12 protein-coding genes are annotated in these 14,096 nt (G+C 42.8%); 6 read left to right on the top strand and 6 right to left on the bottom strand.

The window, feature by feature from the left end:
• Positions 1 to 112: 112 nt before the first annotated feature.
• Both F8S12_RS05150 and F8S12_RS05145 read right to left on the bottom strand, forming a co-directional pair.
• A complete protein-coding gene (locus F8S12_RS05150) occupies positions 113 to 2,185 on the bottom strand; it encodes a DNA polymerase III subunit gamma/tau (protein ID WP_196515270.1) in 2,073 nt (690 codons plus the stop codon).
• A 450-nt stretch (positions 2,186 to 2,635) separates the two neighbouring features.
• A complete protein-coding gene (locus F8S12_RS05145) occupies positions 2,636 to 2,779 on the bottom strand; it encodes a hypothetical protein (RefSeq protein WP_196515269.1) in 144 nt (47 codons plus the stop codon).
• Between the two features lie 66 nt (positions 2,780 to 2,845).
• Here F8S12_RS05145 and F8S12_RS05140 point away from each other — a divergent pair, with 66 nt between their 5' ends.
• The 4 genes from F8S12_RS05140 to F8S12_RS05125 all read left to right on the top strand — a co-directional run bounded on the left by F8S12_RS05140 (position 2,846) and on the right by F8S12_RS05125 (position 9,101).
• Positions 2,846 to 4,024 (top strand): RNA-guided endonuclease InsQ/TnpB family protein, encoded by a 1,179-nt coding sequence (locus F8S12_RS05140; RefSeq protein ID WP_196515268.1) that lies wholly within the window; start codon positions 2,846 to 2,848, stop codon positions 4,022 to 4,024.
• Between the two features lie 111 nt (positions 4,025 to 4,135).
• A complete protein-coding gene (locus F8S12_RS05135; RefSeq protein WP_230967804.1) occupies positions 4,136 to 4,834 on the top strand; it encodes a hypothetical protein in 699 nt (232 codons plus the stop codon).
• A 199-nt stretch (positions 4,835 to 5,033) separates the two neighbouring features.
• Positions 5,034 to 8,891, top strand: coding sequence for a CHAT domain-containing protein (locus F8S12_RS05130; protein WP_196515267.1), 3,858 nt, complete (start codon positions 5,034 to 5,036; stop codon positions 8,889 to 8,891).
• A gap of 51 nt (positions 8,892 to 8,942) precedes the next feature.
• Positions 8,943 to 9,101: a hypothetical protein gene (locus F8S12_RS05125; protein ID WP_196515266.1), complete on the top strand. Its 159-nt coding sequence runs from the start codon at positions 8,943 to 8,945 to the stop codon at positions 9,099 to 9,101.
• A gap of 261 nt (positions 9,102 to 9,362) precedes the next feature.
• Here the strand turns inward: F8S12_RS05125 and F8S12_RS40310 are convergent, their stop codons facing one another.
• From F8S12_RS40310 to F8S12_RS05110, 3 genes are all read right to left on the bottom strand, one after another.
• Complete coding sequence (locus F8S12_RS40310) at positions 9,363 to 9,500, bottom strand: hypothetical protein (protein WP_230967803.1); 138 nt, start codon at positions 9,498 to 9,500, stop codon at positions 9,363 to 9,365.
• A 95-nt stretch (positions 9,501 to 9,595) separates the two neighbouring features.
• On the bottom strand, positions 9,596 to 10,090 hold the full coding sequence (locus F8S12_RS05115) for a DUF3368 domain-containing protein (protein WP_196515265.1): 495 nt from the start codon (positions 10,088 to 10,090) through the stop codon (positions 9,596 to 9,598).
• Entirely contained in the window at positions 10,091 to 10,375 is a 285-nt protein-coding gene (locus F8S12_RS05110) for a UPF0175 family protein (protein ID WP_196515263.1), read from the bottom strand.
• Positions 10,376 to 10,508: 133 nt separating this feature from the next.
• Between F8S12_RS05110 and F8S12_RS05105 the strand changes: the two genes are divergently transcribed.
• Positions 10,509 to 10,778: a hypothetical protein gene (locus F8S12_RS05105; protein WP_230967802.1), complete on the top strand. Its 270-nt coding sequence runs from the start codon at positions 10,509 to 10,511 to the stop codon at positions 10,776 to 10,778.
• Between the two features lie 172 nt (positions 10,779 to 10,950).
• On the opposite strand, the gene F8S12_RS05100 is transcribed toward F8S12_RS05105, so the two are convergent.
• The gene (locus tag F8S12_RS05100; protein ID WP_196515261.1) at positions 10,951 to 13,341 is read right to left on the bottom strand and encodes a tetratricopeptide repeat protein; all 2,391 of its coding nucleotides are present in this window, start codon (positions 13,339 to 13,341) and stop codon (positions 10,951 to 10,953) included.
• A 134-nt stretch (positions 13,342 to 13,475) separates the two neighbouring features.
• On the opposite strand from F8S12_RS05100, the gene F8S12_RS05095 reads away from it, so the two are divergent.
• Entirely contained in the window at positions 13,476 to 13,736 is a 261-nt protein-coding gene (locus F8S12_RS05095; RefSeq protein ID WP_196515260.1) for a hypothetical protein, read from the top strand.
• Positions 13,737 to 14,096: the final 360 nt, after the last annotated feature.

Below are 14,096 nucleotides of genomic sequence, written 5' to 3'. Positions count from 1 at the left end.
GGGCATGATGGACTACAAGATTAGAGGAGTAGGGGAGAACTTTCTCAGGGTTTTTCCAATGCCCAATGCCCAATGCCCAATGCCCAATGCCCAATGCCCAATGCCCAATTTTTTATTCATCATCTACTTCTGATTCTTCTACCCAATCAGGTGTGGTCATAGAGTCGGATAATTCTGTGGAATCATCTGCAAAGCGGATAATTTGTCCGTTGAAAAATTCTGCTAGACGATGAGCTGCGATCGCTACTTCGTCAACTTCCCAATCAGTTGCGGGTGTTAGCTTTGGCGGTGGAGGCAAAGTTTGCCCCCCATTTCCATTCAGCCCATTTCCATTTGCCCTATTTCCATTCAGCCCATTTCCGTTCCTTGCAGCCGACTCAGTTTGTGCTGGTGCTGGTGTCGCTGCTGGTGGTGGAGTTGCTGGCTGTGGTACTGGCGCTGGAGGCGGAATTTGCTGGTTGTAATTGGGAGTTGGTGGCTGCTGAACGCGACTAGAGTCTTTTGGGGGAGGATTTTTTTTGGCTGAGGTAGAGTTTGAAGAAGTTCCTTTTTCTATATTTATCTGGATTTCACGCTGGAAAGTCTGCTGGAAAGCTGCCCTAATCATCGGTAGATAAGATTTTCCCTTGTCATACCATGCCTGTTTGATAGCAATTCGAGCCACAACACCGTCGAACTCTATGACATGGCTCATTTGACGCAGCATTTCTTGCGTTGATTTTGGCTGGAGGTTAGCAAGCACCTGTTGCCAAACCTGAGTTAAGTCATATTGTGCCTCGCCAACAACTTCTGAAGTTATCGGTTCAACGTTCGCAGGTGGCACAGATACAGATACAGGTTCTGGCGTTGGTGGTGAAACTGAGTTAGCAGCCGAATTGTTATTTGTTTGCTGTTCAACTGGAGGAGATGAAGTGAGGGGATGATTTTGGGCAGATGCTAGATGATTCGGAGATGCAGAATTATGGTTTGTTTGCGAATCAGCTAGAGGTACAGAAGAAACTGCGTGATTTTGGGCAACTGCTGGGGAATAGCTTGGCGATACAGCAAGTGTGTTAACTCGCGGCGCGATACTTGGGGCTTGTAGCTGAATATTCGTCGCACTAGGTAACAATCCTAGTAACGTTACTTCTAACCACAAACGCGGCTGAGTGGTATTTTTTATTTGCACTTCTGATGTTCGCAGGTGTTGCTGTCCTGCCAAAATTGCCCTTATATCTAAGTATTGGGAAAACTCAACCAGCGCTGTCCAGGTTTGCTGAGTACAAGCAACCAAATTGTGGCGATTGGGTGCGGTTTTAGCAATGAGTAAATCGCGGTAAAAACCGGCGAGATTTTGGAGAAGAGTTAGCGGTTCTCGACCACGATCTAGAATGTTGTGGGTACAGTCTAGAACGGCTTCTGGACTATCTTGAGCGATCGCATTTAGGAGCTTCAGCAAATCCTGTTCGCTCACCGTCCCAACCAAATCCCAAACTCGCTCTGGTGTCACTTCACCCGCTAACAAACTCAATTGGTCAAGTAAACTTTCTGCATCCCGCAATCCTCCCTGAGAAAGTTGGGCTACCAGGGTTACAGCATCGGGTGAAATATGAATGTTTTCTTTAAAGGCGATCGCACTCAAATGCCTGACCATTGCTTCTAACTGAATGCGTCTAAAATCAAACCTTTGACAGCGCGAAATAATCGTTGGTAACACCCGTTGCGGGTCTGTTGTCGCCAATACAAAAACCACGTTTCTCGGTGGTTCTTCTAGGGTCTTCAGTAGCGCATTGAATGCCTGGGTACTGAGCATGTGGCACTCATCAATGACATAAACTTTGTAGCGACACTGTACAGGAGCAAACTGAGCTTTTTCAATCAATTCGCGGATATTATCGACACCAGTGTTGCTAGCAGCATCAATTTCAATTACGTCTAAGGTATAGCCTTTGGTGATCCCCTGACAAACCACACACACACCGCAGGGTTCAGCAGTGGGCTTGTCACTTTTGAGACAATTGAGGGATTTAGCCAGAATCCGGGCGCTAGAAGTTTTCCCCGTACCTCTAGGCCCAGTGAATAAATAGGCGGGGGCGATTTTGGATGTGCCGATCGCGTTTGTGAGGGTGGTCGCGATCGCCTCTTGACCTACCAGTTCAGCAAAACTCTTAGGGCGATATTTGTGGTGCAGGGGTTCGTAAGACATGGAAATATAGACTTCAATGCCTTTCAAAGTTAATTAGTAGCACCAAGTCGAGTTTAGGATTCAACTATTTTAATCTCTCGTACCTGCTTTGTTTGTCGATATTGCCATACCAATTGCACTAAAGCAATGCTGTAAATTTTGGCACTAAGAGAAGCAAGCAACGACAGCATATTTTATCAGATGATTTCACTATCTAATGCATCCGAATTATAGCATATCATTTAGTACATTTGTTCTATACAAAGAGTTGGGACTGGGAGGACAAATTTAAGGAGAATAACCCATGCCCAATGCTCAATCCCCAATGCCCTAGAGGAAAAATACATTTTATCAGAACACCGTAATACCCCATCCTTCTACAGGGTGGGGATTGCAGGTTACGATTGATGATTACATCTGTAATCAATTTTTACCGTAGGTAAGACAGAGAACAGATGTATGAGGAATGAGCTATTTCTTAGAAGTTAGCGTCAGAGTTTTAATATAATCTCTAAGGATTTCAGCCATAGATAGTTGTTTTTTCTCCGAGTATTCCTTGATAATTTGATACTCATCTTCAGTCACATTAAACTGCATTTTTCTTTGTCTAGCCACTTGATATACTCCAATTGATACTCTATAATTAGAGTATAGCAAAGTAAATAAGGAGGTGGTAACGCAGTGTTAGTATTAGAGTATAAAGCAGTAGTCAATAAAAAGCAGACAGTGGCTATTGAGGAAGCTATTCAGACAACTCAGTTCATCAGGAATAGGGCTATACGCTATTGGATGGATGCACATAGAGAAGCAAAAATTAATAAAATAGCTTTAAACAATTACTCTACAGCACTGCGTAAAGAGTTTGCATTTGTTGAAGAATTAAACTCAATGGCTTGTCAATCTGCAACTGAAAGGGCATGGACAGCGATCTCTTGCTTTTACGAGAATTGTAAAAAAGGCAAGGTGGGCAAAAAAGGTTATCCGAGGTTCCAGCATGATAACCGTTCAGTTGAGTACAAGACCTGTGGATGGTCTTTACATCAGACTAAAAGACGAATTACCTTTACTGATAAGAAAGGTGTTGGTGAACTCAAATTGTTTGGGAAGTGGGATATTCACGCATATCCAATTAAGTCCATTAAGCGAGTCAGAATTGTTAAACGTGCTGACGGCTTTTACGTCCAATTCTGCTTAGATATAGAAGCGACTCTTGAGCCAAGAACAGGTGATGGTGAAATTGGTTTAGATGTCGGGTTAGAGTATTTTTACTCAGATTCCAACGGACATCATGAACCAAATCCAAGATTTTTGAGAAAAGCTGAAAAGTCAGTTAAACAGGCTCAACGTCAGATTTATAAAAAAGAAAAAGGCAAAAACCAAAGGCGCAAAGCAAGAGTGAGATATGCTCGAAAACACTTAAGAATAAGTAGGCAACGTAATGAGCATTCCAAGAGACTGGGACGCTGCGTATGCAAGGTTAACGCCTTAGTGGCCTATGAAAACTTAAATGTTTTTGGGTTGGTAAAAAATCACTGTCTTGCAAAATCAATTAATGATGTTGGCTGGACTTTGTTCCGTCAATGGTTAGAATATTTTGCGACTAAGTTTGGAACTGTTGTAGTCGCTGTTCCTCCGCAATATACAAGCCAAAAATGCAGCAGTTGTGGTGTGATTGTTAAAAAATCTTTGTCAGTTCGCATCCATGCTTGTAAATGCGGTTGTATTTTGCAGAGGGATATAAACGCAGCACTTAATATTCTAAGTCTTGCAAAAGCTACGGTCGGGCAGACCGGAAGTAACGCTACAGGACTAGCGACCTCTACTCTACTTGGGGGAACCAAGGCACGAGCAAGTAACTAGGATGAATGTAGAATCCTCACCTTCAAGGTACTCCTAAGGTGGAGAGTGTCAATGACTGAACTAACGCTATAGTCCAGTGCATCGCTACAATCTTAGGATAAGCAATATTCGATGGTGCAGCAGATGCTCAAGCGGCTATTTAAATGGCTCAAAAAGCTCTTTGGGAGCTTGTTTGGTGGAAAACAGACTGCTTCAAAATCTAGGGGGAATGTGCAAAAAGAACCAGCACCCCCCTTAAGCGATACGGATCTGGAATTTCTCTTCAACGAACTGTTGCAAGGAGTACATCAAGCACGAGGGGAAGCATGGGCACGGAAGTGGCTGCATAACGTTGAACATCGCATCCCAACTGAACGCTGGGTTGAGTGGTTAGGGCGCTTTGGCGACAGATTGCTCGCATCAGCTACACCCAATAATGAAATAGCTGCGCGGTTGGTGCAACTGGGTGAGTTGGGCATTGGAGAAGTCGGAGATGTTGCCTATAGTATCGGGATGCAGTTGTTGACACGCAATCAAGGCGAACCAATTTGGGAATATGAAGGGCCAGATGTTGTCAATACAACTTTGCCCCTTGAGCCAACCGCCCTAGTATCAGAGTCAGCAGATGCACCAGAGAATCTCCCGGAGGGAGAATACCAAACTGTCACCCTAGAAGAGTTGTTTGTGATGTTGCAGGAGGATGAAAACTTACGCAAGCAGATTGCTCAACAGCTTGCAGTTGAAACAGATGATCCACAAGTGCTTGTACAGGAATTGATTAGTCAACTATATCCTGCTGGTCAACCGACTACAGAGCAAACAGAAAATTAACTGCTTCGCAGAGTGAAAATTCAAGAGTTGAATCTGGGAATTGTAACGTTGTAATGCTATGCTCTTGAAGTTTTGTATATTTTTTGCTAATGTGCTACGGAAGCGATGGCTGGATCTAAATTGGTTTTTAAGTAATTGCTGATTTTTTGAACACAACGATGGCTACAATCTAGAAAAACAGAATCCAAGAGTGTGGCAGATGCTCAGGCGCATATCGCAGTCGCTTAAAAGGTTTTTAAAGCGCCTCATTGAAAGTAAGCAGACTAGTTCTCTCAAGGGTGCGAGAGGACGCAATCTGGTAGAGGTACTACCAGAACTAACCAATGCGGATCTGGAACAATTGTTTATTCAATTGTTAGAAGGCGTGCATCAAGCACGAGGACGACAGTGGGCATTGAGGTATCTGCAACGGATCGAAAATCGGATTCCGGCTGAACGCTGGATAGATTGGTTGGTGATATTTGGCGATCGCTTGCTAGCTTCACCCACACCGAATCCTCTGTTAGCAACGCAGATGGTGCAATTGGGGGAACTTGGTGTCGGCAGAATTGGAGACATTGCACATAACATTGGCCTCCGGCTGATGCAAAACTTACCTACACAGATTCAGTCTGAGGAGAATCAGGCGCAAGATGGCACAGAAACCACTCCTGGGCAAGAAGAATTGAGCCGCAATTTAGGCGAACAGTTATGGGAGTATGATGAGCCTCATGTCATAGAAACCACTCCTGGACAAGAACTGATCCGCAATTTGGGTGAACAGTTATGGGAGTATGACGAGCCTGATGTTGTAGAAACCACAACCGATGCAGAAATTCTCCCTATTTCGCCTGGGCAAGAGCTAATCCGCAGCTTAGGTGAACAGTTATGGGAGTATGAATATGATGTGCAAGATGTTGAACCAATCACGCCAATTCCCCAAAATACCTCTTTTGAAGAAAGATTGACCGAGAACTTAGAGGAACTGGTATTGGAATATGAAAGGAAAGACACTCAAAGCACAATACCTGAAAATGTCCCTCTCCCGGCAGAGAAAGATTCAATCACCTCATTAACCCAACTGAGGTTTGACGATGAAGAGGAAGTTACTCCAACTAAAACACCAGCAAATCTCCTTTTTACTAGACAAAGAACTGAATTAACAACCTCTTCTTCAGAGGAAACCTGGGATAATACTTTAACGAATTTAGAGCCGAATGTAGCTTATACCCTAGATAAGTTGTGGGTAAGGTTGGATCAAAGTACCAATTTAGTCCAGCAACTTGCTTCTAACTTGGCAGTTCAAGGCAACAATTCTCCAGGTATTATTGAGCGGCATGGCGATAATCCGATTACCCAGGCTCAAGGGTGGTTTTATAAAGGTCTAAGCCAAGCGAAAACGGGTGATTTGTTAGGCGCGATCGCATCTTATGCTCAAGCGATTGAATTGCAACCCCAATTCTCAGAATATTGGTTTAATCGAGGTTTGACGCTGTTTCATTTAGAACGTTTTGATGAAGCGATCGCAGCTTACGAAACCGCCACACAACTCAAACCCGACTACTACAAAGCTTGGTACAACCGAGGTGGAACTCTCGGAGAATTAGGATACTTTGAAGAAGCGATCGCATCTTTTGATAAAGCTATTGAAATTAAACCAGATTATCAGGAAGCTTGGTCTAGCCGGGGTTTGGCGCTGCTAAAGTTAGGCTGGCTACCCGAAGCTATTTCTAGTTATGACCAAGCGCTGCATTTGGAACCAGAAGACCAGGAAAACTGGTATCACCGAGGCATAGCCCTAGCTGTAGGTGAACAATTTGCCGAGGCGATTATATCTTACGACAGAGCTATAGAAATTGACCCAGAGTATCACGAGGTTTGGATAGATAGGGGTGTAGTGCTGTTTAATTTAGGAAAGTGGTCAGAAGCGATCGCTTCCTGGGACAAAGCCCTTTCAGTTCAAGCGGACTTCTACTTAGCTTGGTACAACCGGGGTATAGCCTTAGACAACTTAGGACGCCGCACTGAAGCGATCGCCTCCTATCAGCAAGCGATCGCCATTAAACCCGACTTTCACTTAGCTTGGTATAATCAGGCGTTAGCACTGTTTTATTTAGAAGAATTTGTGGAAGCGATCGCTTGTTATGACAACGCTTTGCAAATTAAACAAGATTATTGGGAAGCTTGGATTGGTAGGGGAACTGCGATCGGTAATTTAGTGGATGCTGACGCATTGCTGATGTCGAGTAGTATAACAGCGACAAATCCCGCCTTACAACAGAGCGGCTACGAAGGAAAATTAGCCAGCTACGAAGAAGGGTTAAAGCATCTGCGGACAGATACTCACCCAGAAGGTTGGGGTAGATTGCATTTAGCGATCGCTAATACTTACTACGAGCGAGGTAAGAAACATCCTAACTCCCGCGATTACTGGCGCAAAGCTGCATCTGAGTACCATCAAGCACTTTTAACCCTCACACTAGAATATTTTCCCCAATTCCACCTAGAGGTTTTGCAATCTCTGAGCAAAGTGCTGATGGGTTTGGGACAAACAACCCAAGTTCAAGAATTGCAGCAACGCGGCACAGACTTATTGCAACAATTACTAAATGAAGAAACTCGCTCTGACGAAAGTAAAAAACAGCTAGCTCTAAAATTTGCCGGTTTTGCTCAATTAGCAGTTGATTTAGCTGTAGAGTCCGGTGATTTGGTGGAAGCTTGGGAAATTGCCGAACAAGGTAAAAATGCTTGTTTAAACTGGCTGCTTCATGGCTGGAATGATCATATTTACTCACCTTATTATCACGCAATTCAACAACTATTTAATCCCACAACAGCAATTATTTATTGGCATATTAGTCCAGTTGCCCTACACACCTTCATCCTCAAAGACCAAGCGCCATCACCGATTCTGCTCTTTACACCCATGCAAGATACGGGGGTAATACCTTTAGGAGAAGATGCCATCCGTCTAAATGAATTGCCTTTACCCGAAGCGGTGCAACGCCTAATTGAATTTGAAAATTGGCTAGAAGATTGGCATCAACAATACCAAGAATATCGTAGCAGAGATAAAGAAAGTAAAAGCCAGCATTCTTGGCGAGTTGATATGGAGCAAAAATTGTTGCAACTGTATGAAATCCTGAATATTTCTACAATTGCACAAGAACTTGAAGGGATCACTCAACTGATTTTAATTCCTCACCGCGATTTATCCAGATTGCCTCTTCATGCCCTTTTCCATCTTTCTTCTCCATCTCAAGAAGAGTTGCCAAATGTAGAGTCAAATTTCACCGCAATCTATTTGCCTAGTGTTCAAGTAGGTTTATCAATAAAAACTGAAGATATTTGGCAATGGCAAAATCAGTCAGTACTCAGTGTTGAATATCCCGAAAGTGCAAGTTATCCTGCACTGAAATTTGCCAAACTTGAGTCTGAAATTGTCAGCCAAATGTTCGGTAATATACAGCGAATTCAAGGATCGCAAGCTACAAAAAATCTTGTAGAAAATGCTTTATTTGATAATTACAACATCTTTCATTTTACTGGTCATACGATTAATAACTTGGGTGAACCTAAAAAGTCAGAGTTAGCATTAGCAGGTGCAGACAAAGTAACTCTAGAAGAAATCTGTCAACAAAATTTAGCAAGTTACAATCTCGTTACTCTCTCTGCTTGTGAAAATTTAAGTACTAGCAACTACACTATCAGCACCGAATATGTGAGTTTAGTCAATGGTTTTTTGAGTCAGGGTGTTCCTCATGTGGTGAGTACTTTTTGGAGTGTAGAATCTTCGGCTAGTGCCTTGGTGATGATAGAGTTTTACCGACGATTACAACCCAATAAATCAGCAGTTATTGCCTTAGCTGAAGCAACACTATGGCTAAAAGAACTAACTGCTGGAGAATTGACAAAATGGTATGAAGATTTACTAAATAATCTCCATCCTGAGGAGTTACGAATTAAAGCTTATTTAGCAACACAATTATATAGGAATAGTAAGATGGCATCAGATAAAAATCTTTATAGTCATCCTTACTACTGGGCAGCATTTACGATTACGGGTAAGCCAAATTAAAGTTTTGGAAGATTGTTAGATTAAATTTGCGATAATTACCTCTTTAAAATCTTGGGTAAGTACTCACAATATCAGAAAGCAAGAGTTCTGCAATGGGCATTTGAGCCTTTGAACGTGAACGTTGAGCCTTTGAGGTTGACAGTTGAGCCTTTGAACCTCAACGTTGCACCTTTTAGCCTCGAAGTTGCACCTTTGAACCTCAAGTTTTAAGTTTGGTACTCAAAATGGCTATGCGATGTCTACGACGGGCTACGCCTACGCAGTATTATTGACTTTAATATTGGGTGTGTGAGGGCGATCGCTGCCAATGTATCAAGTGCTAATCTGACTGTTCACTGTTGATACTCTCATAAATACTAGATAGTAATTTTTCAAACACAACTGCTTTAAATTCTTCACTATTCATCACTTGTATAAAGATTTTTTCGTTACCGTCCATGCGTTCGATAAAGAGATTTTCAAGATGCTTTTCTAGAACCAGGGCAAAGTTTTTTTTGTATTGACTTGAGCCGCTTGTTTCATGGAGTCATTAGCGATCGCCGTTTCAGTGATTTGCTCCTGTTCAACTAAGTTGGCTTGTTTTAGTTCAGTATCAATTGTGATTTGCATAATTTGAAAATCTCCCAACTCTACATTTTTATTTTAGTACTCAAACCACTTCAGCCCACGTCGCCATAATGTCTGCCTCCAGCGATTTAATATCATTATTCCCCTTGATTTTCCTCAGCCAAAGTCAAAACCTGCACATAAAGCCGATCCGAAATTCTCATTCCCTGTAGCTGCATCTCATCCAAAACATCCTTAACACTGTCCAACAAACCTCGACGCTTTGCTAACAATAAAACCCCCACAGTACCAATTAAAGGTAACTTTCGAGCCATAGCTACCTTCCTCGCCGCCTTTTCATCAATCAACAACTGAGAAGCCCCAAGCTCCTCTGCTAAAGCAATAGCTTCTGACTCTCCCAAATGTAAATTAAAAGACTTTTGTAACTCCTCAACCACTTGCTGATTATCTACCGTTACAATCTCCAACCAAAATAAATTATCTACAAGTTTTGCTGCTGGATGCTGACCTATCAGTAATTCATTAAATACACCCTGCGGAATTACAACTTTACCAAAAACTTTTGGCAACAAATCAAGATGTTCTACCTTTGCTAACTCACTAATTGGCGTAGTATCAGAAACAATGATCATTTAATAAATCTGCTGATTTAAAAGTAATTCTGCCTGTTCTACTTCTTGACGTAATTCCTCCAAACTCTGCGAATCATCAAAAAGAGAAATGCCCCAGTTATTCATCATTTCAATCACTTCCAAACGAGAAATGCCAAGAATTTTACCCGCTCTTCCACTGCTAATTTCTCCTACCTCTAATAACGTCATTACATACCCCTCTTTAGCTTTTTGTAAAGCCTTTTCTCGAATTTCAGCCGAAAGCTGAATACTTTCCAACTCTTCATCTGAAATTGTTAAAGCCATTGCTAAAATCTCCTAACTCTACATTTTTATTTTAGTTCTTAAACCACTTCTCCCAACATGGCCATAATGTCTGCCTCCAAAGACTTAATATCATTCTTTCTGAAACTCGGAGACATCATCGCCACTTGAGCCTTTGAACCTCACTGTTGAGCCTTTTTACTTGAACGTTGCACCTTTTTACCTGAACGTTGAGCCTTTTAGCCTCGACGTTGAGCCTTTTAGCCTCGACGTTGCACCTTTAAACTCGAACGCTGAACCTCTTAACCTGAACGTTGAGCCTTTGAACCTCGAAGTTGCACCTTTTAGCCTCAACGTTGAGCCTTTGAACCTCGAAGTTGCACCTTTTAACCTCGGCGTTGCATCTTTTAGCCTCGAAGTTGCACCTTTTAACTTCAAGTTTTAAGTTTGGCACTCAAAATTGGTACTGTTCGCATAAATTTATTCTCTGTTTATTAGAGAGCATTCCTCAGCTTAGAGTCAAAAGCGCTAATGTTGATGGGCGATCGCTGCTAAAATTTAAACTACAACTGTTGTATAGCATCAATTTGGTGTGATTTTGTGAAAGGGTGCGATCGTTAGGGACTTGCTTTTCTTAACAAGATTGCATAATTTCCCCGAACCCTCATTGTATGGGGATGACCTACACCTATAGTATGTTCATAAATTGCCAAAGCTTCCTCAAACAAGGGTTTGGCTTCGCTGTAGCGTCCTGTAGAATTGTAGAGTAATGCGAGATTGTTCAAGCTATCGGCGACATCGGGATGATTGTCCCCCAGTAAGCGTTTTCTCAGTTCCAAAGCTTGCTGATACAGGGATTCGGCTTCGTTGTAGCGTCCTGTAGACTTGTAAAGTCCTCCGAGATTGTTCAAGCTATTAGCGACATCGGGATGATTGTCTCCCAGTAAGCGTTTTCTCAGTTCCAAAGCTTGCTGATACAGGAGTTCAGCTTCGCTGTAGCGTCCTGTAGAATTGTAGAGTAATGCGAGATTATTTAGGCTAGCGGCGACATTGTGGTGGTTGTCTCCCTGTAGCCGTTTTGTCAGTTCTAAAGCTTGCTGATACAAAGGTTCGGCTTCGCTGTAGCGTCCTGTAGATTCGTAGAGTAATGCGAGATTATTCAGGCTAGCGGCGACATTGGGATGGTTGTCTTCCTGTAGGCGTTTTGTCAGTTCCAAAGCTTGCTGATACAGAGGTTCGGCTTCGCTGTAGCGTCCTGTAGAACTGTAGAGTGCTGCAAGATTGTTCAGGCTAGTAGCGACATCGGGATGATTGTCTCCCAGTAAGCGTTTATTCAGTGCCAAAGCTTGCTGATACAAGAGTTCAGCTTTGCTGTAGCGTCCTGTGGAATGGTAGAGTTCTGCAAGATTGTTCAGGCTAGCGGCGACATTGGGATGTTCTAAACCAAGACGATTTTCAACTAGCTCTACACATAGTTTGTACCAAGGTTCTGCTTGCTGATAAAGTCCTTGACCTTGATAAAACCAGCTTAAGCCTGTGAAGGGACAAATTAAATCCTCGTCGCTGAGATAGTCGCATAAGTGGGTTGCAACTTCTGCAATGTGAGAGATAAAGGGAGTGAAGTTGAAAATATCTTCAAGGCTAGGATGTTGAGGAATTTGCTTTGCCAGCTTTACCATCTGCGCTGTAAAGTTTGTTTTCACCTCATCGGCCTCACTTGACTCATCCAACTTCATTTGTAAAAATTGCCGAATCAGTGGATGTAGGCGATAAATTCCCTGACTTTGCCATTGTATTAAATGCAGTTTCCGCAACTCAGCTATAGCTTTTTCGCAGAGTTCTTGTTCATCATCATCTTCTATCCGCTCAACAAACAACGGAATATCAGCCAAAGCATACAAACTTAGCAAACAGCCTAAGCTTTGTGCATTTTCATCCAACTGTTCCCAACTCAATGCAAAAGCTTCAGCTACGCCGTATTCATAACGCATCAATGGGTTAGCTTTGGCTATTGCTTCGTGTTCCAGTCGCTTTTTCTCTAGCCGCTTCAGCAGTTTTTCCAGAGACAAATCCGGCATTGTATCCAGATATCGCCCCACTAACTCTAACGCCAAAGGCAAATATCCCAAGAATTTACAAATTCTTCTCGCAACCCAAGGTTCACTTTTGAGTCGTTCTCTGTCAACCAGCGATTTTAATAATTTCATCGCCGCCAATGGTTTGAGAACACCTAAAGGTAATTGCGGCAAAGTTCTATCAAATTCCTGGCGCGTTGTCAGCAATACTTTAAACCGGGGTGATTCTGGGGGTAGATAAAGCTGAACCTGTTTTTTGTAGTCGGTGACATCATCAAACACCAGCAGTACTTCACCTTGTTGCCAATTCTGCCAGCAGTATCTCAGCCTATCTGCTAATTCCCAATCGTCCGGTGCAATGAGTTTAAATTTCAATTCAACAAATCTGAAAATCTGAATTATGACATCTATTCCCTGTGCAGATAACCAGCAAACCCCGCCTTGATAATTCTCCAAGTGCTGTTTGGCGTATTGGGTAGCAAGTTCAGTTTTGCCTACTCCACCCATACCCGCCACAGCTACAATTGCAACTTGCCGAGATTTTTGTAATTGCTGGTGCAGTTCTTCTAGTTCCGCCTCACGTCCCACAAATTTTTCAAATGGGACAGCAGGGGGAATATTTTGATGAATTTCTTTAATTGTGGGGCGAACATCTTGCCCGCCATTATATTTCCTTGTCAGGCAAGCCCGTAACTTTTCTAGCTTACCCCGGCTTTCAGAATTGGCTAACTCAGGATAACTCTGAGCAAATTTGTCATAAACCTCAGTCATCCGCTTTTTGAAAGCAGCCGCACCGATGTTTAACTCGCTGGCAAGTTTTGCCTCACTCTTCCCTGAGTTTTCAGTCTTCAAACGCTCTACAAAAGCTGCCGTTTGCTCTGGGGATAAGCTATGAGTAGCAGCTTCATTGGCTAGAAAATCAGCCCATTGCATAGACAGCTTGTGAGATTTCTTCTCGATTCTACTTAAATTCTACTTGCTCTCTACTTTGTCTCCATTTCTAGGGAATCTCCTCTTCTTCTGGCAGAAATACCATTTGCATAGAAACATTTAGAAGAGGTTTAGCCATGAAAACTGCCTTAACAACTCCAGTCAACTCCAATCAAACCACCCAAACTTCGCAATTAATCCCAACCTCGCCAACATCGGTAGAGAATCCATCTACTTGGATGCGAGATGGATATAGCCCCACTGAAGTTATTCTTGCGGCAGCAATTTTAACTTCATTGTCCATTGGGGGAATTGCTTCTGTGATTGTGGCGATTACGGGTTTAGTTAAAACTTTAGTGCCTGTGATGGTACAGCCGACAAGGGAAAATAAGAAGTAGTCTATTTAGAGCCGGGGCGAATGGAATTCGCGGCTACACAAACAAAGTCCGCCTACGCGGACTAAGGAAAAATTGAAGGTTTGAAACCCACGGAGGTGGGTCTTGCCTCGTGTAGAGGCTAGTTTTTAACCCAATACGCTTGAGTTAGTGATATTTAGTGTTCGGAGATCCCCCCAACCCCCCTTAAAAAGGGGGGCTAATATCTCTATTTACCCCCTTTTTAAGGGGGTCGCCGGAGGCGGGGGGATCTTAACCCAAGTGTATTGGTTTCTAACCGCCGATTTAATTCACCATATCAGAATGCAAGAGTTCTGCGTAGGCGTAGCCCGTCGTAGACATCGCCACTTGAGCCTTTTAACC

Source organism: Nostoc sp. WHI (assembly GCF_015714725.1).
Classification (GTDB): Bacteria; Cyanobacteriota; Cyanobacteriia; order Cyanobacteriales; family Nostocaceae; genus Nostoc.
This window is presented reverse-complemented; position numbering and strand designations above follow the sequence as displayed.

Bases quoted from the DNA above. Each gene is read 5' to 3' on its own strand.
- F8S12_RS05150 (WP_196515270.1), bottom strand. From the start codon at position 2,185: ATGTCTTACGAACCCCTGCACCACAAATATCGCCCTAAGAGTTTTGCT.
- F8S12_RS05135 (WP_230967804.1), top strand. From the start codon at position 4,136: ATGGTGCAGCAGATGCTCAAGCGGCTATTTAAATGGCTCAAAAAGCTC.
- F8S12_RS05130 (WP_196515267.1), top strand. From the start codon at position 5,034: ATGCTCAGGCGCATATCGCAGTCGCTTAAAAGGTTTTTAAAGCGCCTC.
- F8S12_RS40310 (WP_230967803.1), bottom strand. From the start codon at position 9,500: ATGCAAATCACAATTGATACTGAACTAAAACAAGCCAACTTAGTTGAA.
- F8S12_RS05115 (WP_196515265.1), bottom strand. From the start codon at position 10,090: ATGATCATTGTTTCTGATACTACGCCAATTAGTGAGTTAGCAAAGGTA.
- F8S12_RS05110 (WP_196515263.1), bottom strand. From the start codon at position 10,375: ATGGCTTTAACAATTTCAGATGAAGAGTTGGAAAGTATTCAGCTTTCG.
- F8S12_RS05100 (WP_196515261.1), bottom strand. From the start codon at position 13,341: ATGCAATGGGCTGATTTTCTAGCCAATGAAGCTGCTACTCATAGCTTA.
- F8S12_RS05095 (WP_196515260.1), top strand. From the start codon at position 13,476: ATGAAAACTGCCTTAACAACTCCAGTCAACTCCAATCAAACCACCCAA.